We start from the raw sequence: 24,048 nt of genomic DNA, 5'->3' as shown, positions 1-24,048 counted from the left end.
GGCTCCCGCAGCAGTCTCAGGGCGTGCTCAGTCCCTCGAGGCGCTCGGCGAACAGGGCCTCGAGCAGGGCGGGCGTGACGAACGCCTCGACGAATGCGGCGACGACTAACAGGAGCCAGCCGGCAAGGACGAGGAGGGCGGTCCGGTAGAGGTAGGGTTTGGTAAAGACCGCGTCGCGGGTGCCCCGAATCCGCTGGCCGAACCGGTAGAGCAGCCGGAAGCCGATGCCGGCGGCAATGAAGAGGGCCGGGAGTTCGAAGACCCCGTGGGGGAGCAGGCCGACGAGGATGTAATCGAGTCCCACATTGTTCGCGACGGCAGCGCCGACGTTGCCGACGATGATCCCGTTGAACACCATCGCCCACGCGGTGAGGAGCCCGAGCGACAGCGCGCCGCCGATCGACAGGAAGTACGCCTGCGAGTTGTTCACCAGGAGGAATCGCGCTAACTCGAGTCCGCCGAACGCGTCGATGTCCTCGGGGAAGAGGCTCTCGCCGAGCAGGTCCGCGATGATCTCGAGCAGGTTGTAGCCGGCCGCCAAGAGGAGGACCCCGACGACGACGCCGAGCGCGAACAGGCCGGCCGCGAAGCCGACGTATCGGCGGTGTTCGTCCCACGCGTCGGCCAGCGCCGCTTGCGGCGGATAGCTGCCGAAAAAGCCGCCGCCCTCAGCGCGCTGCGATCGTTCGGTCATACCGACTCTTCCGCGACCGAAATGTTAAATCCGCCGACTAGTCTCCGTGCTCGTCGCGCCGGCGGCTGGCGGTAATCGTTCGAATCGACACAATAAGGCCGCCCGGCGAGAATCGTGTGGCAATGACGACGCTTTCGATCATCGACGGCCGGGTCCTGCGGCCCGACCTGACAGTGACGGCCGCGGACGTACTGATCGACCAGGAGAGCGGTACCATCCTCGAGATCGCCCCCGATCTCGCGGGCGAGGCGGACGAGACCCTCGACGCCGCGGACTCCCTCGTGACGCCGGGGTTCGTCAACGGCCACTGCCACGTCGCGATGGCGCTCCTTCGGGGGTACGCCGACGACAAACCCCTCGACGCGTGGCTGCAGGAGGACATCTGGCCCGCCGAGGCCGAACTGACGGGCGACGACATCCGCGTCGGTGCCGAACTGGGCCTGCTCGAGTTGATCAAATCCGGGACGACGGCCTTCGCGGACATGTACTTCGATGTCCCCGAAATCGCCGCTGCAGTCGAGCAGAGCGGTCTCCGCGCCCGCCTCGGCCACGGCGTCGTCACCGTCGTCAAGGACGACGAGGGTGCCCGCGAGGACGCCCGGACGAGCCTCGAGATCGCCCGCGAGTACGCCGGCGCGGCCGACGGCCGGATCTCGACGGCGTTCATGCCCCACTCGCTGACGACCGTCGGGAGCGAGTACCTCGAGGAGTTCGTCCCCGAGGCCCGGGACGCCGGCGTACCGATCCACTACCACGCGAACGAGACCGCGGACGAGGTCGCCCCGATCGTCGACGAACACGGGGTTCGACCGCTCGAGTACGCCGCCGACCGCGGGATGCTCGAGCCCGAGGACTTCGTCGCTCACGGGGTTCACGTCGACGAGACCGAGATCGATCTGCTCGCCGAGGCGGGCACCGGCGTGATCCACTGCCCGGCCTCGAACATGAAACTCGCCAGCGGGATGGCTCCGGTCGAGCGACTGCGCGAGGCCGGCGTCACCGTCGGTCTCGGAACCGACGGCGCGGCCTCGAACAACGACCTCTCGATGCTCGACGAGGCCCGCGACGCGGCCATGCTCGGCAAACTCGCGGCCGACGACGCCAGTGCGGTGCCCGCCGAGGCCGTCGTCGACATGCTCACCCGCGACAGCGCGGCCGCGATCGGCCTCGAGTCCGGCCGGCTCGAGGCGGGTGCGCCGGCCGATCTCGCCGTCATCGACCTCGAGAAGCCCCACCTGACGCCGCGTCACGACCTCGTGAGTCACCTCGCGTACGCGGCCGCGGCGGCCGACGTGCGCCACACCGTCTGCGACGGCCGGGTGCTCATGCGCGACCGCGACGTGCTCACCCTCGACGAAGCGGCGGTCCGGGAGCGAGCACTCGAGGCGGCCGACTCGCTGGTCGCCCGAGCCGAGTGATGAACGACTGTTGAACGCTCAAAAGCAGCAATAAACTGTATAAACAATTCTAACTCCTCGAAACTGATCGGCGAACTGACCGAACCGCCGACGGGGTTTATTCAGGGATCCGTGAATGTTCGACTCGAGATGAGACGAAAACAGCTGTTCGCACTCGTATTGACGGTCGCACTGTGTGCGTCCGTGTTCGCACCGCTGACCGCAGCGGCGAATACGGGGGCCGCTGACGCGGGCTCCGTCGATAGCGCCGATGTCAGTCCCTCGCTGATTCAGCAAAACGAGACGACTGACGACAACGAGACGGACGAGCTAGACGACAACGAAACGGCTGACGACAACGAATCGGCCGACAACGAGACCGATGACGACGACTCGGACGAGGAGTTGGCTGACAACGAGACCGACGACGACAACGAGTCGGACGAGGAGTTAGCCGACAACGAAACTGACGCGAACGAAACCGACGACCTCGACGGCAACGAGACCGCGGACAACGAGTCTGACAACGAGACCGCGACGAACTTCGGTGCGCTCGTCTCCGAGTACGCCGAGAGCCAGCAGAACGACTCCAACGAGTCGGTCGGCCTCTCGGTCGCGAGCTTCGTCGTCGCGAACAACCCGGGGAACGCGCCGAGCCACGCCGGCCCGCCGAGTCACGCCGGCCCGCCCGGCGACGCTGATGACGACGACGCTAACGAGACTGACGACGACAAGCGCGGCCCGCCCGAGCACGCCGGCCCGCCAAGCGACGCTGATGACGACGAAGACGAAGATAGCGATGAGCGAGGCCCGCCGAGCGATGCCGGGCCGTCGGCTGGTGATGACGCCGACGACGCTAACGAGACTGACGACAGCGATGACGAGGATGCGGACGTCGAGGACGCTGACGATGAGGACGATGAAGACGACGATGACGGGGACGACGGGGACGACGGCGGCAGCGGTGGCGGCCCGCCGAGCCACGCCGGTCCCAAGTAACGACCGCGACCACCCCCATCGACCAGGCACGTAGTGACCGCGGACCACCCACCATTCTCGCCGATCGTTTTTAGCCCGTAACCGGCGCGGTTTCGCGGCCGGAACCCAGCGCCCGCTCGAGTCGAGCGTCGGAGCGGTTCGGTACCGTTTTGGCCACGGTCCCACTCTATCGAGCCATGACCGACACCGAGTATCCCCCGATCAGCGAGCAACTCGACGATCTCGAGTCCGCTCGCGAGGAGGGCCGTCGAAAGATGGACTGGGCCGCCCAACACATGCCGATTCTCGAGCACGTCCGCGAGGAGTTCGTCGCCGACCAGCCCTTCGAGGGCGAGCGCATCGGCATGGCGATGCACGTCGAGGCGAAGACGGCGATGCTCGTCGAGACGCTCGCGGAGGGCGGTGCGGAGGTCGCGGTGACCGGCTGTAACCCGCTCTCGACCCACGACGACGTGTCGGCGGCGCTGGATACCCACGAGAACATCACCAGCTACGCCAAACGCGGCGTCGACGACGAGGAGTATTACGCCGCGATCGAGGCCGTTATCGCCCACGAGCCGACGATCACGGTCGACGACGGGATGGACCTCGTCGCCGCGATCCACGAGGACTACCCCGAACTGATCGACGGCATCGTCGGCGGGGCCGAGGAGACCACCACCGGGGTCCACCGCCTGCGCGCGATGGACGCCGACGGCGCGCTTGACTATCCTGTCTTCGCGGTCAACGACACGCCAATGAAGCGGCTCTTCGACAACGTTCACGGCACCGGCGAGTCCTCGCTGGCCTCCATCGCCATGACGACGAACCTCTCGTGGGCCGGCAAGAACGTCGTCGTTGCGGGCTACGGCTACTGCGGCAAGGGCGTCGCACAGAAGGCGTCGGGCCAGAACGCGAACGTCATCGTCACCGAGGTCGAGCCCCGGCGCGCGCTCGAGGCCCACATGGAGGGCTACGAGGTCATGCCGATGGCCGAGGCCGCGGAAGTCGGCGACGTGTTCCTGACGACGACTGGCAACCGCGATGTCATCGTCGAGGACCACTTCGAGGAGATGCAAGACGGCGTCTTACTCGCCAACGCGGGCCACTTCGACATCGAGATCGATCTCGAGGCCCTCGACGACCTCGCAGTCGACCGATACGAGGCCCGCGACGGCGTCGAAGCCTACGAGATGGCCGACGGCCGCAAACTCAACGTCATCGCCGAGGGCCGACTCGTCAACCTCGCCGCCCCCGTCTCGCTGGGCCACCCCGTCGAGGTCATGGACCAGAGCTTCGGGATTCAGGCCGTCTGCGTGCGGGAAATGCTCGAGAACGGCGACGCCTACGACGCGGGCGTCCACGACGTTCCCGACGACCTCGACAAGGAGATCGCCGAGATCAAACTCGAGGCCGAGGGCGTCGACTTCGACTCCCTGACCGACACGCAACACGAGTATATGGACAGCTGGGACCACGGGACGTAACTGCGAACCTCCCAGTCGAGCGTCTCGTACCGCTTTCAGCCGTTAGAACTCTTTAATTCCGTTCGAGCCGCCAGTTACTCCTCGAGCGCGTCGCGCTCGGACTCGTCGACGACGAACACCAGGCTCCCGTCTTCGAGGCCGCCGAGTCGAACGCGGGCCGCGAACGTGTCGCCCGACTGTCGTCGCCCGGTACAGGTCCCGGTCCACCGCCAGCCGTCCGTGATCGTCGGGAGCGCCACCGACTCGAGGTGTTCGACGGCCTCGGCGGTAAACAGCTCCCGCCACGGCGTGCCGGGGAGAGCGGCGTGATCGACGCCGAACTGCATCGCAAAGGAGCGACTCGCAAACTGGATCTCGTCGTCCGGGTCGACGATCCCGATCGCGTCGCCGGCGAACTCGAGGCTCGCGAGCGACCGCCGCGACAGCGCCGCAAGCCGGCGGCGCTCGAGCAGGTCGCGGACGCGGTCGGCGAGCCGTCCGGTCGCCTCGGACCGTTCGACGACGGCGGTCCAGCCGTCCGACCGGACCACGGCCGTGAGGTCGGCTGTCCGCTCGTCCGCGAGGACGACGACCGGCAGGTCAGCCGCGACGGTTCTGATCGTCTCGAGTCGGTCGTCGACGGCCTTAGCGTCGTCGCCGCCGTCGCCGTCGGGTTCAGTCCCCGTCGGTTGTGGCGTGATGATCGCGAAGTCGACGCCCTCGAGTCGATGCCGCACGTTCGCGACTGCGGCCGCCGTCTTCACGGTGAGGTCGATGTCGTCATCGAACGCGCGTTCGACGCGCTCGCGGTCGCGATCGGCGTCGACCAGCAGGAGGCGCAGTCGCGACCGGTCCTCCCGTTCGGTCGGTTCGGCCGTTTTCGGAGCGGTAATTAACATCGGGATCGACCTCGGTGGAAATCCGTTCGATCGTATCCTCGCGATTCGGAGCGACTCTGGGTGGTGGGCCGCGGCCGTCGCTCGCGACGCGTCTCCGTCGGACTCGAGTCGGCCGGTCGCCGGCTACCCGCTGTCATGGACTGTCCCGTCGACCGCGACGGTACCGTCGCTGTCGACCTCGACCACTGCGCCGTCGTACTCGAACTCGACGCGCACCCCGGCGTTCGAGTCGGGACCACAGAGCTGGTCGAGCGCTTCGGGATCGACGACGTTGTACAGCGGGTCGAGGTCGTGTGCGTCAGTGCCGGTCGCGTCCGCGAGGGCCTCGACGATCCGCAGACTGATAGAATCGCTGTGGTAGTCCAGTGTGGTTCCGTGCATCTCAGCTACACCGAGGCGACCGACCGGTATCCGCCTATCCGTTATACACGTAATTTCGTCGCGGATTCGACACTACGTGTATAGTGTCCCGGTAAAGCGCAGACCGGCGGGGACTTCGGTCGGCTGACGGCTCGGGTCGGAGTCGCTGCGGGCCGAGAGACGAGCCGGACGTTTCTGACTACTTCCCGACAATATATACTATGAGATTTATACCATTTTATGAGGAACGAACCACTCGTATCATTGTCTGTCGTTCCATAGGTCGGGCATGGACGGTACCGCGGTCCGGACCGGGACGCTCGCGGATGCTCCGCGGCGGCTGTTTGCGGCCCTCCTCGTTGTCATCGGCGTACTGCTCGCTGTCGGAACCGGAACGGCGATTCCCGACCTCGCGACGGTGGGGGTCGGAACCGTGCCGGGACCGGGCCTCTTTTTGCTGGGTCTCGCTGCCCGGAGTAGCTCCGATCGGACCGACGATATCGAACGGTTGACCGACGATCTACGGCGGTTCGTCTCGCGCATCGACGGTGACGAACCCGCCCCGTTCGCCGACGAGCCCGCGGCCGTCGCCGAGCCCGGTGACGGGACAGCCGATGACGAGCCGGTCGACTTCACGATCGATCGAGACGACGAAGTCGGCCAGCTTGCGTCGGTCGTCGACGAGCTGGCCGCGTCGGTCCGCGAGCGCGAGCGACGGCGCGCCGAAAGCGAGCGCAGTCGGCGACAATTATACCGCATCACGTCCGATCCGGACCTCCACGGCGAGACGAAAGTTCGCCGGCTGCTCGAGCTCGGTTGTGACCGGCTTGGTCTCGAGACGGGGCTCGTCTCGCGGATCGACGAGTCGACCGACCGGTACACCGTCGAGACGGCCGTCGGACACGACGCGGACCTCGAGGGTACCGAACTGGATCTGTCGGAGATTTACTGCCGCGACACTATCACATCGGACGACATCCTCGGGATCTACGACACCGCGGCGACGGAGCGGGCGGACCACCCGGCCGCCGCCGAACTCGGGATCAACTGCTACGTCGGCGGGAAGATCGTCGTCGAGGGCGAACTCTACGGCACGCTCTGTTTCCTGAGTCGCGAGCCGCGCGATGGCCCGTTCACGCCGGCCGAAACCTCGTTCGTCGACCTGATGGCTCGCTGGATCAGCCACTCCTTCGAACGGCGCGCGTCCGTTCGGACCATCCGGGAGCGAGAGCGACGCCTCGAGCGGGCGCAGGAGTTTACCGACGACGTGTTAGACGCGTTAGACGACGTGTTCTACATCCTCGATACGGACGGCGAGGTACAGCGTTGGAACGAGAGCCTCGCCGCGGTGACCGGGTACGCCGACGACGAGATCGCGGAGATGCAGGCCGTGGACTTCTTCGACGAAGCGGACCGGTCGCGGATCGCGACCGCTGTCGAGATCGCGTTCGAGACGGGCGATACCCGGACCGAAGCGGCGCTCCGAACGAAATCCGGCGAGCGGATTCCCTACGAGTTCGTCGCCGCGCCGCTCGAGGACCCGTCGGGTGAGACCGTCCTCGCGGGGATCGGCCGCGATATCAGCGCACGCCGGGAGAAACAACACCGCCTCGAGCGGACCACCCACCTGCTCGAACAGTCCCAGCAGCTGGCGGCCGTCGGCGCGTGGGAACTCGACGCGACCGACACGCCCCCCGACCTTCGATGGACCGACGAAGTCTACCGAATCCACGGCGTTTCGCCGGCTGACGACATCGATCTCGAGCGTGGACTCGAGTTCTACCATCCGGACGACCGGCCCCAGATCAGTCGGGCGATCGACCGGGCGCTCGCGGACGGCGAGGCGTACGATCTGGAACTCCGGATACGGAGTGACGACGGGGAGATCCGCTGGGTGCGGAGCATCGGGGAGCCGGTCCGAGCCGACGGCGAGGTGGTCTCGCTTCACGGGGCGGTCCAAGACATCACCGAGCGCAAGGAACGCGAACGGGAACTCGAGCGCGCCGAGGCGATCATTCAGGCGCTAGACGAACTGGTGTACACCCTCGACGCGGACGGGAACTTCCGTTTCCTGAACGACGCCACGGCCTCGGTCGCCGGCTACGACCCCGAGGACCTGCTCGGCGAGCACGTCTCGACGGTGCTGGCCGACGACGACCTCGAGATTGCACGAGAGCGCACCCGCGAGTTGCTTCGTGCCGGCGAACCGTCCCGGACGTTCGAGATGGCTCTCGAGACCGCCAGCGGCGACGTGATCGAGACGGAGAACCACATGGCGCTGTTGCCGATGGTCGACGGCGAATTCGGCGGGACGGCGGGCGTCCTCCGGGACATCACTGAGCGCAAGGAGCGCGAATACGACCTCGAGCGGACGACGGAACTGCTCGAGCAAGCCGAGCGGCTCGCGGGGATCGGCGGTTGGGAACTCGATGTCCGCGCCGACTCACAGGAGGTAACGCTCACCGACGGGCTGCGTCGGCTGTACGATCTCCCGCTGGACGAGGCGGTCGATGCCGAACTGGCCGCTTCGTTCCTGCATCCGGACGATCGGCCGGCCGTCCTCGACACTGTCGACGCGGCCCTCGAGGACGGCGAGAGTTACGAGATCGAACACCGCATGCTGACGACCGACGGGACCGAACGATGGGTCCGCTCAATTGGCGAACCCGTCCGAGCGGACGGGGACGACCCCAGCCCCACCGACGGCCAACCGGCGGCCGACGACGAGATCGTGGGCGTTCGCGGGACGATCCAGGACATCACCGAGCGCAAGGAACGCGAACTGGCCCTCGAGTCGCTCCACGGGGCTGCCCGCGAGCTGCTCGGGACCGATTCCGACCGGGAGGTCGCGGAACTGGTCGTCGCGACGGCGGCCGACATTCTCGAGCCCTCGAGCGTAGCCGTCTACGGCCTCGATTCCGACGTGAACCGACTCGAGCCGATCGCCGCCACCGACGAATTCGAACGGCTCTGTGACGGCGCGGCGTCGGTCCCCGTCGGCGACGGCGACTCCGTCCTCTGGACCGCCTACGTGACCGGCGCGGGGACGGTCGTGGACGATTCGGCTTCGTTCGACCGGTCGCGGGTCTTCGGCCCGGACGTCGAGAGTGGGATCGTCGTGCCGATCGGCGACCACGGCGTCTTCGCGGTCGCGTCGGGCGGCGACCCGATCGACGCCGATGCCCGGCAGTTGATCGAGACGCTCGTGGCCACCACCGAGGCCGCCTTCGACCGCCTCGAGAGCGAGGCCAGCCTCCGTGAGCGAGAAACCGAACTCGAGGAGCGAAATCGGCGGCTCAACCGCCAGATCGAGATCACGGAACTCATCAGGCGGATCGATCAGGTGCTCATCGGCGCGGACGGCCGCGAGGAGATCGAGCGGACCATCCCCGAGCGGCTGCTCGAGGCCGACGCCGTCTCCTTCGCGTGGATCGGGGCTCTCGACGCCAGCGGCACTCGCCTCGAGCCCCGCGCGTGGGCCGGCTCCGGGCAGTCGTACCTGGACGATGTCCCCCTCGAGTACGACGCGTCGGCCGAGCCGGCGGTCCGGACCGCTCGGAGCGAAACGCCGACGGTCGTCTCGAATGCCGTCGACGGACTGCAGGGCGAGGGCTGGCGGCGACAGGCGCTGGACCGCGGGTTCCAATCGGTCATCAGCGTCCCGCTCTCCGACGCGGAGTACACCTACGGCGTCCTCACGGTCTACGCCGACGAGCCGGGCGCGTTCGACGACCTTGAGCGGACGGTTCTGACGGAACTCGGGGAGGGGATCGCGAACGCGATCACCGCCGTCAAAACGCGGGAGGCGCTCCACGCCGAGACCCTGCTCGAACTCACGCTCCGGCTCGAGGGCTCGGACGACCTCCTCTCGCGGCTCGCGACGGCGACGGGAGCACACGTCGAGTACGAGGGGCTCGGTGCCCACTCCGCCGACGAGACGTTGCTGTTCTTCGAGACCAGCGGCGTCCCGGCCGAGGACGTGCGGGCAGCCCTCGACGATCTGGTCTCGGTTACATCGTCCCGACTGATCAGCGAGGCAAACGGCGACTGTCGCTTCGAGGCGACCGTCGCGGGCGACGTCCTCGCCGCGGGGCTGGTCCGCCGCGGCGGCAGTCCGCGCTCGATGCGCGCCGACGGCGACCGGCTGGAGCTTACCGTCGACGTGCCGACGGGCACCGATGTCCGCGAGTTCGTCGACATGCTCCGGGAGCAGTACGCGACCGTCGAGCTGCTGGCTCGTCGCCACGTCGAACGCTCTATGGGAACCCGAAGCGAACTCGTCACCTCCCTGTTCGACGTGCTGACCGATCGGCAACTCGAGGTGTTGCGGACGGCCTACTTCGCCGGCTTCTTCGAGTGGCCCCGCGAGAGCACCGGCGAGGAGATCGCCGAGATGCTCGGGGTGACCCAGCCGACGGTCAACCGCCACCTGCGGATCGGCCAGCAGCGGCTGTTAGCGCAGTTGTTCGACGACGAGTCGGCGGTCCCGGCGGACTGAGCGGCCGATTGTCCGGCCACGCCGGCTCGAGTCCGAGAGAGGAACGCCCAAGGGTCCGGTGGTCGTAGTCCCGCCCATGGAAACAGCCGATCGGCAGCGTCAGGACGGGCCGCTCCGCTCGATACTCGTCGCCGCCGCGCTCGCGATCGTCGGACTTGGCTCTCAACAGGTGACGACGATCCCCGCGTTCGTGCTGGACCCGCGGTTGATCACCGCGCCGACGCAGGCGTCGATCGGCAGCCGCGCGCTGGTGTTGATCCTCGGGTTCGTCGGGTTCGCCCTCGTCGGCGGCCTCTACCTCGCCGTCACCGACCGCGGTTGGTCGTACGTCGACCTCCGGACGCCGACGCGCCGGGACTGGGGCTACGTCCTCGCCGGCATCCTCGGCGGCCTCGCCTTTTACGTCCTCATCAGCCTGCTCGTGCAGTTGCTCTCGCTGCCGACCGCGGACAACTCGGTCACGACCTATATCGGCGACGACCAGACGATGGTGTTGGTTATGATCGTCATCGTCTTCTTCTTCAACGCGCCGACCGAGGAGTTCCTCTACCGGAACATCGTCCAGAAACGCCTCTACGACGCCTTCTCTCGCCCGCAGGCGGTCGTCATCGCCAGCGCCATCTTCGGGCTGATTCACTTCCCGGTCTACGCCGTCCTCTCCGAGTCGCTGCTCGCGACCGCCGTTCCGGTCGCGGTCGTCTTCGGCGGCGCGCTGATCTTCGGCTACCTCTACGCGAAAACGGACAACCTCTTCGTTCCGATCGCCGCCCACGCCGCCTACAACGCCGTCCAGTTCGGGCTGCTCTACATCGCCCTCGAGTACGACCTCGAGACCGGGGAGCCGACGACCTCGCTGCTGGTCGACCTCGTGGCGGCCGTGGCGCTGTAGGATTCGGTCGCCGCGATCTCCGCGATCTCCGCGATCTCCGCCGTCGCCGCCGTCGCCGCGCCGTCCGGTCCTTTATTATCGACCGGCGGTGAGGAAGTGGTATGTCTCAGGCGAAGGGCGACCGCCGCGAGCGGGAACTCGTCAACGAACTCGACGGGGCCGGCTTCGCGGTGATGCGTGCGCCCGCCAGCGGCTCCGCGACCGAACGGGAACTCCCCGACGTACTCGCCGGCGACGGCGAGCAGTTCTACGCGATCGAGGCGAAGTCGAGTTCCGGCGATCCGATCTACCTCACCGGCGAGGAAGTCGAGGCGCTGACCTTCTTCGCCCGGAACTTCGGCGCGAAACCGCGGATCGGCGTCCGTTTCGACCGCGAGGACTGGTACTTCTTCCACCCCGGCGACCTCCACGTCACCGACGGCGGGAACTACCGCGTCAAAAAGGAGACGGCCCTCGCCGACGGGACCGACTTTCCCGAGTTCACCGGCCAGTCCGAGAAGGTCACGCTCGAGGAAGTCGGCGACGCCGGCGACGACGGTCCGGATGAGGACACCCTGCGCGTGCTCAATGCCGTCCAGCAGGGCGTCATGGACGTCGACGAGGCCGCCGAACTGCTCGAGTAAGCGGCCCTCGGACGAGTCCGCCGATGCCGTTAGCTATCTGTCGAACCCCGGGAATCTGACCCATCGGGTGGCGGTGCTCGAGTTCCTCGAGCACGAGCGCCGCCGATCGGTCGTCGACTCGGAAAATCGAAGCCGAGACTCCGTCTACGCCGCCGTCTCGAGGCGGGTCCGCGGGAAGGTGTAGACCTTCAGCGACGATGGGACGACGCCGTTTCGGGCCACGGTGGCGTGGGGATAGACCGCGCCGACGACGGGCACGTCGGGGTCGTAGCCCTCGTTGGTCCCGTACTCGGCGACGGTGCAGTCGGCCGCGCCGATTTCGACGGCGTCGGCTCGCAGGTCCGAGACGTCGACGACGGTGAGCCGGTCGCCCGTCTCGCGGTCGATAACGGTGTCGCCGGGGAAGATCGCGTGCTCGTCGCAGTAGAACGGCTCGCTCTCGTCCTCCGCGACGAACGTCGTTTCGCCGCAGTCGTGGCAGGTGACCGAGATCTCGCCCGGTGGCGGGGTGCGGCCTTCCGTGATCTCGATCGCGACCCGGCGGACGTGTTTACAGCGGGCCTCGCGGAAGACGTGATCCGGACAGGTACACCTGCTCGCCTCGAGATCGACGAGGTAGGTGTGGTCGCTCGCGGATTCGACCTCGTAGAGGCCGTCGCCCAGCGGCAACACCGACATCGGTTCGGTGCGCGCCCGGCGCGAGCGCTCGGTGAGATGGTCGGGAGACGGTACGTGAAGCGGCGCTTTCGGTGACGCTATTGTTTTCATAGGTGCGTCGAGAGGGGATTCGCTGGTCGGCTGGCTATTCGACGTTAGTAGGGTCTCGAGGGCAATAACGGGCGCGCCTGCATACCTAAGTGTGGTCTTTATGTGGGTATTCCCCGCCTCGATCGGATCCGAGTCGATGCCGTCTGACCCCCTTCGAAGCGCTTTTCACCGGGCCGACGAAACCGATAAGTCAATGGTCGAACGCGAACAGCTCGTCGAAATCGCCGTGTCCGTGGGCTCGGTCGTCCTGATGATCGCGGCCATGGTCTACGTCGGCTCCGCCTACGGAACCGAAACCAGCACGCTCTCGCCGGAGGGCGGCCAGATGCTCGTCGGGGTTATCATCGGCTTCATCCTCCTGATGACCGTGGTCGGCATCGCGCTGGCCTACACGGTGAACGATCCCGAGGACGGCCTCGAGTCGAACGACGATGACGACGTCGACGCACAAGGCACGTTCTGAGACCGTCGGTACGTTTTTCTAATTGGACGGTTGACATTCGGTATGGTGCGTTCCGACGAGACGCCGACTCGACGCTATCGGCCCCGACTCGGCCGCGTCGCCGCTGTCGTCACGGTCGCGTTGCTCGGTTCGTCGCTGTTCATGCGGTCGACAGCGGTCGTCGACCCGGCCACCGCTATCGCCGGTGTGCTCGTCCTGTCGGGACTCGCAATCGGTCTCGAGTGGCGACGATCCGCGACGGACGATCCGTCGTCCGCTGGCGAGTCCGAGGACGAGGATCGCTCGAACGTCTGGGACGCGATTCCGTCGTGGCAGTACGGGGGCCGTCACGTCGAGTCCGGCGGTATCACCCGCGGCGAACAGGAACGGGCGCTACAGGACATTCAACGACAGGCCGAGGAACTGTCGGACGAACCGCCGGAAAACTAACCGATCGACGGTTTCGATCGAGCGTGGACCGACCACGGGGTCAGTCGCCGCTCGCTGACTGGCCGTCCTCCTCCGCTTCTCGCCAGTCCTCGAGTTCCTCGTCGTCGGCGTCGTCGATCCGCTGCTCGTAGTAGGCCATCGGGTGTGGAATCCGTTCGCAGAGGTCGTCTTTGTTCACGCAGTCGCCGTAGGACTGCATCGTCGCACACGAGGGAGCCGAGTACTCCGTCGGCGAGCTATCACCGCGGATGTGGTCGGTCTGATAGCGGGTCATCTCCTCGCCGAACGACGAGTTGACGCGGTAGAGGTCGACGACTTGGTCGGTGGTCATCCCGATGCTCGTCAGGAACGCGGTGATCGCGAACCGGGAGTGGTGTGGCAGGTGCTCGCCTTTCTGAATCTGGTCGAGCAGGGCCTTCATACACGGCGGGAACAGGTCCGGCACGACGGTATCGATGTCCTGTGTCAACTCGAGGTCGGCCAGGACCTCACGGATCTCGGCGGTCTCGTCCTCGAGTGCGGACCCGATCGCCTCGGGTACCTCGAAGGGAAGCCCGTCGTCGATGCGACCTCGGATGGCCTCTCGGAGGAGCGTGAGCAGTTCGTCCTCGTCGACGGGGATCTCGCCGGCCTCGAGTGGTTGATTCACGAGTCGCCACTCGTCGTCCCAGAGGTCTTCGGCCAGCGGCAGGTAGGTGCCGACATCGATTCGGTACTCGCCGTCGGCCGCTCGGACCGCCGCTTGCAGGTCGAACTCCGCGAGCAGTTCCTCGAGCTCCAATCCCGTGGACTCGACGCTTTTCAGTTCGGTCGTATCGGCCATGTCAGCGGTAAACCGCTCGTAGGCCGTCGCGGCCTCGGCTCGAGCGTACTTGCGAACGAGCACGCGCTCGTCGACCATCGAGACCAGGACCCGCGCGACGGGGTAGGAAAGCAGTTCGATGCGGGCATCGCGGTGTGGCTCTCCGATCTCGCCCGCCTCGATCGCGGTACTAACGCGTTGTCGTGCGCGGTCGACGACCGCCCGATCCTGCTCGACGACGGTCGCCAGATCGACCGCCTCCGTCGCGACGGACTCGCGGGCCGCCTCGAGAAACGGGTATCGGGCGTGAAGTCGCTGCATCGGTAAAACGATATTACTCCGATGGGATAAACGCGCTGATTAGCACAATCATCTCTTATGAGGCCCCCCGCCCTTTCGGCGGACGAGTGTCACGTCCGTCAACTGTGAATAGTCGGCGACGCCGCGGGTCATAAAGCCAGTACCGGCAGGTGATGGCCGCACCCGAGATCGGTCGATACTGTTGGTTCCCGTTTCGATGATCGATTTCAAGGGTGTCCGACACGTCGTCTCGAGTATGCCACAGGCGACGAGAGACGGCGTGTCGATCTACTACGAGTACGACCGGAGCGAGGGACAGCGGCGCGCACCGGTGGTGTTCGTCCAGGGGCTCGGATTCGGTCGGTGGATGTGGCGCTGGCAGCGCGAGGCCGTCGCCAGCGAGTACGACGTTATCGCCCCCGATAACCGGGGCACTGGACGGTCGGATACCGGTCTCCCGCCGCTGGTATCGCGGCTCCCGGCCAAACTACGCGCCCCCGTGCTCCTCAAACTGGCCGGTTACTCGATCGGCGGGTTGGCCGCCGACCTCGAGGCCGTCCTCGACGACGTGGGAATCTACGACGCCCACATCGTCGGCGCGAGCATGGGCGGAATGATCGCCCAGCGCTACGCGATCGAGTACTCCCGGGCGAAGTCGCTGACCCTCTGCTGTACCTCCCACGGCGGTCCCGACGCGGCACCGGTGCCCGACGAGACGCAAGCACACATGTTCGACACGCCCGACGGGGCGAGCGAGCGGGAGACGCTCCGCCACCGAATGCGGCCCGCGTTCAACGAGCGGTTCACCAACCGGAACCCCCACCTGATGGATCGGATCCTCGAGTGGCGACTCGAGCAGGACGCCGACGACCCCGCTCGCGAGGCCCAGGCCGCCGCCGTCCTGAACTTCGATGTCAGCGACCGTCTCGATGCAGTCCGCGTGCCGACGCTGATCCTCCACGGGACCGACGACCGGGTCGTCCCCGTCGAGAACGCGCGACTGCTCGCAGAGAAAATCTCGGACAGCCGTCTCGAACTCGTCGAGGGCGGCTCGCACCTCTTCTTCATCGAGAACGCTGATGACGTGAACGACCAGCTGCTCGCGTTTCTGGACGAACAGGAGACCGAACGCCGCGCCGGCCGCGCCGGCGGGACCCTCGAGTAAGGGGATCGAGCGCGGGCTCCTCAACTGGCCGTCGCGGTGGCGTCTCGAATCCGGATCTCGCCGTCCGTTCGGACGCCGATATCGAACGTCTCGTAGGTGAACCACACCTGGTGGGTCCCCGCGTCGCCGACCCGCTGGGCGTGTTCGACGAGGGAGTCGAGCGCGTCTGGATCGACGACCTCGTACAGCGGCGGGAGGTCGGCCGGCTCCGTCTCTCGAAGTGCGGCGACCGCGGTGACGACGGCCTCGCTCGGCCGGTCGCTGGCGGGGTCGAACGTCGTGACGCGGCTGTCGTCCCGTGGCTCCGACTCGTCCGTGGAATCGTTCGCGGAGGGCATATGTCAGTCGAGAACGAGTGTCCGGGTAGCTGCTCCCCTTTCTATATCGAATTTTTAAGTGATCCGACGAACGGAACCACGTTGAATCGCGCTCACACCGACGGCGTCGATACTGGGTGCTTGGACCGAGAAACCGCGAAAACTGCGACGGCGTTACTCGCTCTGGATGCGCGGCGCGAGCATGTAGGTGACCTGTCCCTGCCCCTCCGCGAAGCCGAAGTAGATCTTGACGGGGAACTCCTCGCCGAGGTCGAGCGTGACCTCAGTATCCGAGGGGATCGCCTTGTTCATGTCCTTGAGATAGTCCAGCGAGAACAGCGAGTGAGCGGGGCCGACCTGCAGGTCGATCAGGTCCTCCTGTGTCAGCTCGAGGTGGACATCGTCGGTGTCGCCCGCCGCGTCGACGTAGAAGTACTCTTCAGTCTCGTCGACGCCGAGCGCGATGTGGTCGGAGACCATATCGGCAGCGGTCACCGAGCGGTTGACGTCTTTGCCCTCGAGGACGACCTCTCCGGGGAGATCGAGATCCGGAATGTCCGGCTCCTGTCGGATCGAATCGGGGTCGATGAGCGCGAGCGTGTACTCGAGTCCGTCGATCTGGATCTGGAGTTTCCGGGTCTCCTCGTCGAGTTCGAGCTGGATGAGCTGGCCGGATTCGGCCATGCCAGCGATGTCTTCGAGCCGCGAGAGGTCGACACCGATCAGCCCGCCGTCGGCTTCGTACGATTCGAACGCAGCCGCATCGAGCGAGAGGTCGACCATCCCGACGTTCGCGGGGTCGACGGCCCGGATTTCCAGACCGTCCTCCTCGAGGTGGATCTTGCACTCGTCGACCAGCACGCTGATCGAATCCAGCGCGCTGGTGAGCGTTTCGGCGCTCACGATGGCCTTGAACATATAGGTCGGGGTACGGACGGTCGACATAAAAAGCCACCCTTTACGCGCGGGCGGGACCGCGATCGGCGGTGCGGACGGGTCGGTTTGGACGCCACCGAGGACGGGCCTTCGACGTCCTCGAGCGGGCGTCACGAACCGAACTGTTGGCCCGGTAGTCGAAGCCTGACGGACCAGTCCGCTGCTCGATGGCGGCCCGATAATTCATCCGGAAGCCGCTCGATCACGGGACCGGGTCGCCCTCGTACTCTCCCGCCTCGGCGCTTTGATGGGAGAACCGATGAGTCGCGACACCTATCCGTCTCGACCGGCTAGTCGCGATAACTGACTGACTCGCTGATGGCAGGCAAAGACCACTACTACAACAAAGCGAAACAGGAGGGGTATCGCTCGCGAGCGGCCTACAAGCTCAAACAGCTCGACCAACTCGAGGACGTCATCGACCGCGGCGACACGGTCGTCGACCTCGGTGCGGCACCGGGCGGCTGGCTCGAGGTCGCGGCCGAGGAGGTCGGCCCGGAGGGGAACGTCATCGGCGTCGACTTCCAGCGCATCAAGGAGTTCGACGACCACGACAACGTCGAGACGCTCCGCGGAGACATGACCGAGGAGAAAACACGCGATCGGGTCATCGACGCCGCCGGCGGCCCGGTCGACGTCGTGATTTCGGACATGGCACCCAACATGTCCGGCGAGTACTCGCTCGATCAGGCCCGCTCGCTGCACCTCGCACGACAGGCCTTCGAGACCGCGATCGAACTCCTCGACAACGACGGGGACTTCGTCGTGAAGGTCTTCGAGGGGCCGGACGTCGACGACTTCCGAGCGGACGTCGAAGAGGAGTTCCAATACGTTCGTGCGACCTCGCCGAAGGCCAGCCGCGACGAGTCCTCCGAGGTCTACTTCATCGGCAAGGGTCGGCTCACCGCCTCGGTGCGGCCGGGCGACGAACTCGAGGTCGAGATCGAGGCCGTCGGCAACGAAGGCGACGGGATGGCGAGCGTCGACGGCTACCGGCTGTTCGTCCCCGACACCGTGGAAGGCGAAACCGTCACCGTCCGCGTCGGAGACGTCAAGCCGAACTTCGGGTTTGCACAGCGGATCGACCGGGACTGATCGACTGAGCGGGCCGACCGCTGCTATTCCTGGTCCTCGAGGCGATCGTGGCGTTTGTCGATCTCGTCTAAGATATCCAGGTTCTTGCGGATCGAGGAACGGATCGCGTCGCTGCGGTTGACGAACTTGCCGTCCTCACCGACGTGGTCGTCTAGATCGTCGAGGAGTTCCTGCGGGATTTCGACGCTGATCTTGGGCATCAGTCTGGGTAGTCGTTCGCACGTCGCCGACTTAAGAGGGGTGATCGCACGGGTTCGATCGGGATTCCGTTTCGGGACGGCGCTCGACTCGGACGCGACACCGTTTGCCTGAACGGTGTCTCACTCGTCCCATTACCACATCGTTACTGACCCTGTCTCACTGCCCGAGCGTGATGACGGCATCCGTCGCTTGACGGCCGGTCCGCAACTCCGCTAGCAGTTCGAGAACGGGCACCAGTTCGTCGAACCGTGCCCCTTTCGTGACGACGCGGTCGTCTCGGTTCCACTCGATGAAGCGCTCGTCGGCGAGCGCCGGGATGTGAACGAGGTGCAGTTTGATGCGTTCCTTGTCGCCCGCGTTGCACTCTCGAGCGGTGGACAGATACTCGCGGAGGAACCCCCGGTTCGCTTCGGCGATTTCCTGCGACCCGTCGGTCAACTCCGGGACGTCGTATCGTCCGGATTCCAGTACTTCGACCAACACTTCGCGTCGCTGACCGTCGGCCAACGCCTCGAACACCTCGTCGGTGTGCGTCAGTGAGTGTTCTCCACGTCCCGGTGGCCGAGTCATTCACGGATATCGTGAGGCATGATCAGTGCCCGCAGGTCCGCGTCCAGTCCGCCGGTCGCGGCCCGGACCTGGCCGGTCTCAATGTCGTACGATAGCAGTCCGAAATCCTCCAGTTTCGGGAGGTGGATGTGATGGAGTGCGGTGCGGATGCGTCGCCGTTCGTCGTCCGGTACCGCTCCGTTCCGAAGCGCTTTGGCGACCAGCTCCGTGAGCGCACTGACCGCGATCGCGTTTTCATCGGACCGGTCCAGCGATCGAAGCACGGCCCGACGGTGTTCACTGGCGACTGCCGAGAGGACGCTATCGGACGGGATCGACGCCCGCTGTTTGGCTGTACTGTCCGTCATACGGACACTCCACTGACGACTCGTCTCCGATCCTGTTTACGACTCATAGTCACTGATTACTTCGCGAGTCCCGTGTGGATTCGCCTTGATGTACGAGGGAACGAGACGCGTCAGGCCGCTGACTCGGAGTGGACGAGCGTGTGCGAAACGAGCGACGCGATCGCACGACGGAGCCGTTCCGTCACGGCCTGATCCGAAATCCCGAGTTCGCCCGCGAGGTCCTTGGTCGTACAGCCTCTCGGGATGTCGTAGTATCCCATCTCTACGGCGAGCATGATCGCTTCGCGCTGGAGTTCGGTCAACCCGTACCACGGACCCGCGTCGGGTTTCGTCGGGTTGTACACGCGCCGCACCTCCAGTGAGATCTGTGCGTCCTCACAGCGTGTCCTGAACTCACTGAGCGCGCCGTGATCGGGAAATCGCAACTCGTACTCCCACGTCTCGGGCGTTCCGACGGCGCTCAAGAGCTGTCCCCCGCTCTCGCTGATCCCTTCGAAGAGGTGATCGTGGTTCGCGTCCCAGTCGAGGGTGACGAGCGTCCTGTCGTCGAACACGTCTACCTCCACCGCGCTGGTGACGGCCGGGTGGCGTTGGACGGACTCGAGAAACGTGTCTCGCGTCGAATTGTGGATCCAGAAGAGCGGAGCGGTCGACCCACCGATCGGAACGAGGTTCTCGAGTTCGATAGACGTGATCCCTTCGACGTCGAGAATCCGCCCGAGTTCGAAATCCGCGGACGGAATCCGGAATTCTGCAATCACGCTCATTACTTGCTCTCGGTCCCTTGGTAGGCTATATTCTGATAAAACGGGCCGGCATGGTCTACCATGTCCGCGCGAACGCGGGCGAGTGTCACGTTCTCGCACATTCACACGGCATAACGTGTGCGGGCGTCACCGTCGGTGCTTGATACACCACCCACGCGGGTTATCGGTCTCCGCGGCGAACCGGTGGTATGGCGACCGTAATGGAGTTTACGAGTCCGGCGGACGAGTTTCCACTGGGGACGGTCTTCGAAAACCTCCCCGAGGTAACGATCAGGATGGAACGACTCCTCCCGCAGGAGGACCTGATAATCCCGTATTTCTGGGTCCGCGGCGCGGCCGCCGAGGACATCGAAGCGGCGTTCGAAGCCCACGCCGGACTGGCGACTATCGAACTCATCGACAGCGTCAACGAGGAGTATCTCATGCGTGCAGAGTGGGTACCGGAGTATTTCGGCATCCTGAGCGCCCTCGCCGAAACCAACGTCTCCGTGCTCTCCGGAGTCGGGACGAAAGACGGGTGGGACTTCGAAGTCCGCGGCGAGAACCGCGAGGCGATCAGCGAGTTCCGTACCGAATGCCAAACGAACGGTATCCCCATCGAAATCACCGCAGTCCACCGGTTGCTCCCCATACAGGGCGACGACTACGAACTGACTGACACCCAGCGAGAAGCGCTGGTGTTGGCCTACGAACAGGGCTATTTCGATTCACCACGTGAGGCCTCGCTCGAGGATATCGCCGCGGAAATCGGAATTACACAGCAGTCGCTTTCGTCTCGCCTCAGGCGCGGTCACCGACGACTCATCGGTGGGACGCTTATCAATCAGTAACTCGGACGGGGATCCGCCGGTTTGTATTAAACCCACTGTATAATCAGTGGACTCGTTAACCCGACGGAGGCCGCTAGAAGAACGTAGATACTTATGACTGCCAGCTTAGCAAGTACCGAGTTAGAATCGCTGGAGTTCGACCGGGAGTCGGGCACGTATCGCGCCCAGTACGATCGGGACGCGACCGCTGCGAGCATGGCGGTCGTCGCCGCAGTGTCGGACGTTCTGGGCGTCGATCCGATCGAACTGGACCCACTCTACAACACGGTCGATACCGATGCTCTCAACGAACTGGTCCAACGTCGAGACACGTCGCACGGATCGGTCGACGTCTCGTTTACGCTCGAGGGGTACGAAATAACCGTATTCAGTAACGAGGTGGTGACTGTTTCCCCATCGGCTTCCGGCCGAGCGGACGGCGAGACCCTCGGGATCACACGGCAATGACTCCCGACAAAATATCGCCCTCGTCCGAAGCGGAGGTACGTGCCGAACTGAAAGCGCTCCTTCGTCGTGCCTACGACAGCGATCTCGAGATCGAAGGCGGGTGGGACTGTCGGAACGGGACCGAGTACCCGGATTGGGACGTGATCATCACCGAAGTACGAAAGAACGAGGAGCCGGAGAGCCCGTCGACAAACGAGTGAGAGTGCACGTGTCGCGTGTGAAATAGGATCTCTGCGCGGCGATTGAGTAGAACGCAGTAATCAGTGTAACAGACATTTTCTATCGCGGTAATGAGGGATTGTCACGCCCTGCCCAGCCGATTTCTCCGCCGACTGCGCGATCGATGAACAACCGGTGTCGGTGCGTGCGGGGACCACCGTCACTCCGTCGTGGTCGCTCCGGTATCTTCGGCGTCCGGCGGGGCCGCCGAGCCGCCGCCACCGCCGAACAGCCGGCCGCCGGCGGTGAGGACGTAGAGGACCGCGAGGCCGAGCAGGTAGGTGAGCGAGATTGGGATCGCGAACATGAGCATCATGAGGATCCCCTTCGGGCTGAAGAAGGCGGCGACGACGAAGATGCCGACGACCAGCGGCCGCCAGCGCTCGAGCATCGAGCGGTAGCTGACGATGCCGCCGACGTGGAACAGCGCCATGGTGACGATGATGTTCAGCAGGAAGCCGATGCCGACGGTCGTGAAGATCACGAGCCAGAAGAAGCTCTTGATCCGGTAGGAGATGACCATCCCGTTGCTGAGCGCGTCCGAGACCAGATACGAGATGATCGTTGGCGCGACCCAGAAGAACCCGAGGTACGTCCCGACGGCGAAGCCGGCCAGGAGGCCGCCGCCCCAGACGACGAACGTGCGACGGTCACCGTAGACCAGGCCGCGCTCCTTGGCGGGCGGCCAGGCGTAGAACAGGATCACGGGCAACGTGGCGACGAGCCCGGCCAGGGCGCTTACCTTCGCCTCGAAGATGAGCACCTCGACCGGGTGCAAGGCGACGACGATGTCCATCGCTTCGACGAGCTCGGCGAGGCTCAACGTGGACGGATCGACGCCCTCGGAGACGACCTCCTCGAGTACGTGCCGGGGGACCCGATCGAGGAAGAGCCTGAGGACGTTGCCGAGACCGCCCGAGTAGAGCCAGAAGAAGCTGCCGCCCATGACGACCATGAAGAGCCCGACGATGCGGAACACCTTCGAGGTGAGACTGTTGAAGATGAAGGCGATGTCGTAGGCGTAGCCGCCGATGTCGTCTTCGTCGGTCTCCTCTTCGGTGAACGGGTCGAGCATGCCGGCCGCGGTGCTCGCGAAGAGACTCTCGTCGTCTCCGTCCGCACTGGCCCCGCCCGTCGCGGCCGCGTCTCCCGAGTTGGCCGACTCGCTCTCGCCGCCGGCCTCCTGGATCGTATCGAAGCGATCGAGGATCGCCTCGGCCTTCGCCCGGTTGTCGTCGTACATGGCCTGCCGGGAGTATTCTAAGGCCTGGTCCTCGCTCATCGTTTGGAAGACCTGCGTCGACACGTCCTCGATGTCCTCGACCGCGAGCGTCTCGAAGTCGACATCCTCGTGGGAGTCTGCCCGTCGGATATCGTCCGGTCGCGGATAGACGGGCTGTTGGAGCACGTGGATCGTGTAGCCGAGCAGGACGACGAACCCGACGGCGGCAGCGATGACCAGGCCGACCGCGATCTCACCGAGGAGGCCGTGTTCGATCGCCATGGTCTCGAGCCCGCCCGTCCCGCTGGGTCGCAGCCACGACGGGAACGTGGGGTAGACCGATTCGCGGAGGTAGCCGAAGCCGCCCTGAGTGACGGCGACGGTGATCGCGGCGGCGACGGCGGCGAGCGCGCCGCCGAACTGGAGGAGGCGACGCTTGACGTGGGCGGTCCCCGTTCCGGCGGAGTTCGCCGCGCCGCGCCGGCGGATGTTCGTGACCACCTTGGCCAGTCCGAGGCTGAAGACGTAGAGGATGACCATCGGCATCGCCCACATGACCTGCGTGAACGGGTCCGGCGGCGAGAACAGGGCTCCGAAGACGACGATGCCGACGACGGCGTGTCGCCACTTGTCTCGAAACGTCTCGTAGGGGATGATCTCGGTGTAGGACAGCACGCCCATCAACAGCGGCAGTTGGGCGGCGAGTCCGAACGACAGCGTCAGCAACGCCATGAACTCGGTGAACTCGGTGATCCCGTAACTGGGTTTGACGCCGGCGCTGACGGCGTTGCCCGCGAGGAATCCGAAGGCGTACGGGAAGAAGATGCTGTAGGCGTAGACGACACCCGCCACGAACAACGAGAGCGCCATCACGACGAACCCGGCGAGATATCCCTTCGAAATCGGGACCACGCTGGTGTAGCCGCGGCGGCGAAGCGCTTTCCGAGAGAAAAAGAGCAAGGCCGGAATCGCGACGATGATCCCCGCTATCATGCCGATCTTGGCCTGTAGCAGGATCACCTCGAACGGCGTCCGAGTAATGATATCGGTCGAGCCGGCGATTTCCTCGTTCATCTGGCCCTTCGCGGTCGCCTCGAGGAAATCCCAGATGACCACACGCAGCGCATAGAAAGAGCCGACGAAGCCAAGCAGGAAGACGATGAACACCTTCTGGAGGTGTTGCTGGGCACCTGAGAGTAGTGCGCCGAGCGTCTCCCGGCCGGAGTTGATGGCCTTGGCAGTGTCCTCGTCGACGGCAGAACTCATTGGGTAGACGGTAACTGACATCCAGTTATCAACCTTTCGAGTGGGTATGCGGTTCGAGGACCGAGCGAGCGGCCTTCTCACTCTCGAGGGGTGTTCGTAA

25 protein-coding genes are annotated in these 24,048 nt (G+C 65.4%); 13 read left to right on the top strand and 12 right to left on the bottom strand.

The window, feature by feature from the left end; genetic code table 11:
• Positions 1 to 16: 16 nt before the first annotated feature.
• Positions 17 to 694 (bottom strand): stage II sporulation protein M, encoded by a 678-nt coding sequence (locus tag C489_RS13795; RefSeq protein ID WP_006431917.1) that lies wholly within the window; start codon positions 692 to 694, stop codon positions 17 to 19.
• Between the two features lie 122 nt (positions 695 to 816).
• Between C489_RS13795 and C489_RS13790 the strand changes: the two genes are divergently transcribed.
• The 3 genes from C489_RS13790 to C489_RS13780 all read left to right on the top strand — a co-directional run bounded on the left by C489_RS13790 (position 817) and on the right by C489_RS13780 (position 4,556).
• Positions 817 to 2,112, top strand: a complete 1,296-nt coding sequence (locus C489_RS13790) for an amidohydrolase (RefSeq protein ID WP_006431916.1) — start codon at positions 817 to 819, stop codon at positions 2,110 to 2,112.
• A 129-nt stretch (positions 2,113 to 2,241) separates the two neighbouring features.
• On the top strand, positions 2,242 to 3,090 hold the full coding sequence (locus C489_RS13785; RefSeq protein WP_006431915.1) for a hypothetical protein: 849 nt from the start codon (positions 2,242 to 2,244) through the stop codon (positions 3,088 to 3,090).
• A 176-nt stretch (positions 3,091 to 3,266) separates the two neighbouring features.
• Positions 3,267 to 4,556, top strand: a complete 1,290-nt coding sequence (locus C489_RS13780) for an adenosylhomocysteinase (protein WP_006431914.1) — start codon at positions 3,267 to 3,269, stop codon at positions 4,554 to 4,556.
• Positions 4,557 to 4,630: 74 nt separating this feature from the next.
• On the opposite strand, the gene C489_RS13775 is transcribed toward C489_RS13780, so the two are convergent.
• Together C489_RS13775 and C489_RS13770 are read right to left on the bottom strand one after the other, a co-directional pair.
• Positions 4,631 to 5,434: a PAS domain S-box protein gene (locus tag C489_RS13775; RefSeq protein ID WP_006431913.1), complete on the bottom strand. Its 804-nt coding sequence runs from the start codon at positions 5,432 to 5,434 to the stop codon at positions 4,631 to 4,633.
• Positions 5,435 to 5,557: 123 nt separating this feature from the next.
• A complete protein-coding gene (locus C489_RS13770; RefSeq protein ID WP_006431912.1) occupies positions 5,558 to 5,815 on the bottom strand; it encodes a HalOD1 output domain-containing protein in 258 nt (85 codons plus the stop codon).
• Between the two features lie 268 nt (positions 5,816 to 6,083).
• Between C489_RS13770 and C489_RS13765 the strand changes: the two genes are divergently transcribed.
• The 3 genes from C489_RS13765 to hjc all read left to right on the top strand — a co-directional run bounded on the left by C489_RS13765 (position 6,084) and on the right by hjc (position 11,804).
• Positions 6,084 to 10,292 (top strand): PAS domain S-box protein, encoded by a 4,209-nt coding sequence (locus C489_RS13765; RefSeq protein WP_006431911.1) that lies wholly within the window; start codon positions 6,084 to 6,086, stop codon positions 10,290 to 10,292.
• 76 nt (positions 10,293 to 10,368) lie between these two features.
• The gene (locus C489_RS13760; RefSeq protein ID WP_006431909.1) at positions 10,369 to 11,181 is read left to right on the top strand and encodes a CPBP family intramembrane glutamic endopeptidase; all 813 of its coding nucleotides are present in this window, start codon (positions 10,369 to 10,371) and stop codon (positions 11,179 to 11,181) included.
• 101 nt (positions 11,182 to 11,282) lie between these two features.
• Positions 11,283 to 11,804, top strand: a complete 522-nt coding sequence (gene hjc / locus C489_RS13755; RefSeq protein ID WP_006431907.1) for a Holliday junction resolvase Hjc — start codon at positions 11,283 to 11,285, stop codon at positions 11,802 to 11,804.
• Between the two features lie 144 nt (positions 11,805 to 11,948).
• Here hjc and C489_RS13750 read toward each other — a convergent pair whose 3' ends face one another.
• Positions 11,949 to 12,572, bottom strand: a complete 624-nt coding sequence (locus tag C489_RS13750) for an SWIM zinc finger family protein (protein ID WP_083902820.1) — start codon at positions 12,570 to 12,572, stop codon at positions 11,949 to 11,951.
• Positions 12,573 to 12,765: 193 nt separating this feature from the next.
• Here C489_RS13750 and C489_RS13745 point away from each other — a divergent pair, with 193 nt between their 5' ends.
• Positions 12,766 to 13,035, top strand: coding sequence for a DUF7472 family protein (locus C489_RS13745; protein ID WP_006431905.1), 270 nt, complete (start codon positions 12,766 to 12,768; stop codon positions 13,033 to 13,035).
• Positions 13,036 to 13,077: 42 nt separating this feature from the next.
• The gene (locus tag C489_RS13740; RefSeq protein WP_006431904.1) at positions 13,078 to 13,464 is read left to right on the top strand and encodes a hypothetical protein; all 387 of its coding nucleotides are present in this window, start codon (positions 13,078 to 13,080) and stop codon (positions 13,462 to 13,464) included.
• Positions 13,465 to 13,504: 40 nt separating this feature from the next.
• Here C489_RS13740 and priL read toward each other — a convergent pair whose 3' ends face one another.
• A complete protein-coding gene (priL, locus tag C489_RS13735; protein ID WP_006431903.1) occupies positions 13,505 to 14,587 on the bottom strand; it encodes a DNA primase regulatory subunit PriL in 1,083 nt (360 codons plus the stop codon).
• 235 nt (positions 14,588 to 14,822) lie between these two features.
• On the opposite strand from priL, the gene C489_RS13730 reads away from it, so the two are divergent.
• Positions 14,823 to 15,731 (top strand): alpha/beta fold hydrolase, encoded by a 909-nt coding sequence (locus C489_RS13730; RefSeq protein WP_049890879.1) that lies wholly within the window; start codon positions 14,823 to 14,825, stop codon positions 15,729 to 15,731.
• Positions 15,732 to 15,751: 20 nt separating this feature from the next.
• Here C489_RS13730 and C489_RS13725 read toward each other — a convergent pair whose 3' ends face one another.
• Together C489_RS13725 and C489_RS13720 are read right to left on the bottom strand one after the other, a co-directional pair.
• Complete coding sequence (locus C489_RS13725; RefSeq protein ID WP_006431901.1) at positions 15,752 to 16,069, bottom strand: HalOD1 output domain-containing protein; 318 nt, start codon at positions 16,067 to 16,069, stop codon at positions 15,752 to 15,754.
• A 153-nt stretch (positions 16,070 to 16,222) separates the two neighbouring features.
• A complete protein-coding gene (locus C489_RS13720) occupies positions 16,223 to 16,966 on the bottom strand; it encodes a DNA polymerase sliding clamp (RefSeq protein ID WP_006431900.1) in 744 nt (247 codons plus the stop codon).
• A 336-nt stretch (positions 16,967 to 17,302) separates the two neighbouring features.
• On the opposite strand from C489_RS13720, the gene C489_RS13715 reads away from it, so the two are divergent.
• A complete protein-coding gene (locus C489_RS13715; protein WP_006431899.1) occupies positions 17,303 to 18,079 on the top strand; it encodes a 23S rRNA (uridine(2552)-2'-O)-methyltransferase in 777 nt (258 codons plus the stop codon).
• Between the two features lie 23 nt (positions 18,080 to 18,102).
• On the opposite strand, the gene C489_RS13710 is transcribed toward C489_RS13715, so the two are convergent.
• The 4 genes from C489_RS13710 to C489_RS13695 form a co-directional block, all read right to left on the bottom strand.
• Positions 18,103 to 18,279 (bottom strand): ribbon-helix-helix domain-containing protein, encoded by a 177-nt coding sequence (locus tag C489_RS13710; protein ID WP_006431898.1) that lies wholly within the window; start codon positions 18,277 to 18,279, stop codon positions 18,103 to 18,105.
• 157 nt (positions 18,280 to 18,436) lie between these two features.
• Complete coding sequence (locus C489_RS13705) at positions 18,437 to 18,850, bottom strand: DUF7344 domain-containing protein (RefSeq protein ID WP_006431897.1); 414 nt, start codon at positions 18,848 to 18,850, stop codon at positions 18,437 to 18,439.
• A complete protein-coding gene (locus C489_RS13700; RefSeq protein ID WP_006431896.1) occupies positions 18,847 to 19,197 on the bottom strand; it encodes a DUF7344 domain-containing protein in 351 nt (116 codons plus the stop codon). The genes C489_RS13705 and C489_RS13700 overlap by 4 nt, the downstream gene beginning before the upstream one ends.
• Before the next feature lie 110 nt (positions 19,198 to 19,307).
• Positions 19,308 to 19,964 (bottom strand): helix-turn-helix domain-containing protein, encoded by a 657-nt coding sequence (locus tag C489_RS13695; RefSeq protein ID WP_006431895.1) that lies wholly within the window; start codon positions 19,962 to 19,964, stop codon positions 19,308 to 19,310.
• A gap of 188 nt (positions 19,965 to 20,152) precedes the next feature.
• Here C489_RS13695 and C489_RS13690 point away from each other — a divergent pair, with 188 nt between their 5' ends.
• The 3 genes from C489_RS13690 to C489_RS13680 all read left to right on the top strand — a co-directional run bounded on the left by C489_RS13690 (position 20,153) and on the right by C489_RS13680 (position 21,441).
• The gene (locus C489_RS13690; RefSeq protein ID WP_006431894.1) at positions 20,153 to 20,794 is read left to right on the top strand and encodes a helix-turn-helix domain-containing protein; all 642 of its coding nucleotides are present in this window, start codon (positions 20,153 to 20,155) and stop codon (positions 20,792 to 20,794) included.
• Between the two features lie 93 nt (positions 20,795 to 20,887).
• Positions 20,888 to 21,241 (top strand): HalOD1 output domain-containing protein, encoded by a 354-nt coding sequence (locus C489_RS13685; RefSeq protein WP_006431893.1) that lies wholly within the window; start codon positions 20,888 to 20,890, stop codon positions 21,239 to 21,241.
• Positions 21,238 to 21,441 carry a hypothetical protein gene (locus tag C489_RS13680; protein WP_006431892.1) on the top strand — a complete coding sequence of 68 codons (204 nt, stop codon included), beginning with the start codon at positions 21,238 to 21,240 and terminating at the stop codon, positions 21,439 to 21,441. The genes C489_RS13685 and C489_RS13680 overlap by 4 nt, the downstream gene beginning before the upstream one ends.
• 179 nt (positions 21,442 to 21,620) lie before the next feature.
• Here C489_RS13680 and C489_RS13675 read toward each other — a convergent pair whose 3' ends face one another.
• Complete coding sequence (locus C489_RS13675; RefSeq protein ID WP_006431891.1) at positions 21,621 to 23,948, bottom strand: twin-arginine translocase subunit TatC; 2,328 nt, start codon at positions 23,946 to 23,948, stop codon at positions 21,621 to 21,623.
• Positions 23,949 to 24,048: the final 100 nt, after the last annotated feature.

The organism is Natrinema versiforme JCM 10478, from assembly GCF_000337195.1.
GTDB classification, from domain to species: Archaea; Halobacteriota; Halobacteria; order Halobacteriales; family Natrialbaceae; genus Natrinema; species Natrinema versiforme.
The sequence above is the reverse complement of the archived record's forward strand: the minus strand, read 5'-3'. Positions and strand labels throughout refer to the sequence as shown.

Coding starts and splice junctions, on each gene's coding strand:
- C489_RS13725 (WP_006431901.1), bottom strand. CDS start 16,069: ATGCCCTCCGCGAACGATTCCACGGACGAGTCGGAGCCACGGGACGAC.
- C489_RS13720 (WP_006431900.1), bottom strand. CDS start 16,966: ATGTTCAAGGCCATCGTGAGCGCCGAAACGCTCACCAGCGCGCTGGAT.
- C489_RS13700 (WP_006431896.1), bottom strand. CDS start 19,197: ATGACGGACAGTACAGCCAAACAGCGGGCGTCGATCCCGTCCGATAGC.
- C489_RS13765 (WP_006431911.1), top strand. CDS start 6,084: ATGGACGGTACCGCGGTCCGGACCGGGACGCTCGCGGATGCTCCGCGG.
- C489_RS13675 (WP_006431891.1), bottom strand. CDS start 23,948: ATGAGTTCTGCCGTCGACGAGGACACTGCCAAGGCCATCAACTCCGGC.
- C489_RS13695 (WP_006431895.1), bottom strand. CDS start 19,964: ATGAGCGTGATTGCAGAATTCCGGATTCCGTCCGCGGATTTCGAACTC.
- C489_RS13775 (WP_006431913.1), bottom strand. CDS start 5,434: ATGTTAATTACCGCTCCGAAAACGGCCGAACCGACCGAACGGGAGGAC.
- C489_RS13690 (WP_006431894.1), top strand. CDS start 20,153: ATGGCGACCGTAATGGAGTTTACGAGTCCGGCGGACGAGTTTCCACTG.
- C489_RS13785 (WP_006431915.1), top strand. CDS start 2,242: ATGAGACGAAAACAGCTGTTCGCACTCGTATTGACGGTCGCACTGTGT.
- C489_RS13770 (WP_006431912.1), bottom strand. CDS start 5,815: ATGCACGGAACCACACTGGACTACCACAGCGATTCTATCAGTCTGCGG.
- C489_RS13795 (WP_006431917.1), bottom strand. CDS start 694: ATGACCGAACGATCGCAGCGCGCTGAGGGCGGCGGCTTTTTCGGCAGC.
- C489_RS13705 (WP_006431897.1), bottom strand. CDS start 18,850: ATGACTCGGCCACCGGGACGTGGAGAACACTCACTGACGCACACCGAC.
- C489_RS13715 (WP_006431899.1), top strand. CDS start 17,303: ATGGCAGGCAAAGACCACTACTACAACAAAGCGAAACAGGAGGGGTAT.
- C489_RS13760 (WP_006431909.1), top strand. CDS start 10,369: ATGGAAACAGCCGATCGGCAGCGTCAGGACGGGCCGCTCCGCTCGATA.
- C489_RS13730 (WP_049890879.1), top strand. CDS start 14,823: ATGCCACAGGCGACGAGAGACGGCGTGTCGATCTACTACGAGTACGAC.
- C489_RS13790 (WP_006431916.1), top strand. CDS start 817: ATGACGACGCTTTCGATCATCGACGGCCGGGTCCTGCGGCCCGACCTG.
- C489_RS13680 (WP_006431892.1), top strand. CDS start 21,238: ATGACTCCCGACAAAATATCGCCCTCGTCCGAAGCGGAGGTACGTGCC.
- C489_RS13780 (WP_006431914.1), top strand. CDS start 3,267: ATGACCGACACCGAGTATCCCCCGATCAGCGAGCAACTCGACGATCTC.
- hjc (WP_006431907.1), top strand. CDS start 11,283: ATGTCTCAGGCGAAGGGCGACCGCCGCGAGCGGGAACTCGTCAACGAA.
- C489_RS13745 (WP_006431905.1), top strand. CDS start 12,766: ATGGTCGAACGCGAACAGCTCGTCGAAATCGCCGTGTCCGTGGGCTCG.
- C489_RS13750 (WP_083902820.1), bottom strand. CDS start 12,572: ATGAAAACAATAGCGTCACCGAAAGCGCCGCTTCACGTACCGTCTCCC.
- C489_RS13740 (WP_006431904.1), top strand. CDS start 13,078: ATGGTGCGTTCCGACGAGACGCCGACTCGACGCTATCGGCCCCGACTC.
- C489_RS13685 (WP_006431893.1), top strand. CDS start 20,888: ATGACTGCCAGCTTAGCAAGTACCGAGTTAGAATCGCTGGAGTTCGAC.
- C489_RS13710 (WP_006431898.1), bottom strand. CDS start 18,279: ATGCCCAAGATCAGCGTCGAAATCCCGCAGGAACTCCTCGACGATCTA.
- priL (WP_006431903.1), bottom strand. CDS start 14,587: ATGCAGCGACTTCACGCCCGATACCCGTTTCTCGAGGCGGCCCGCGAG.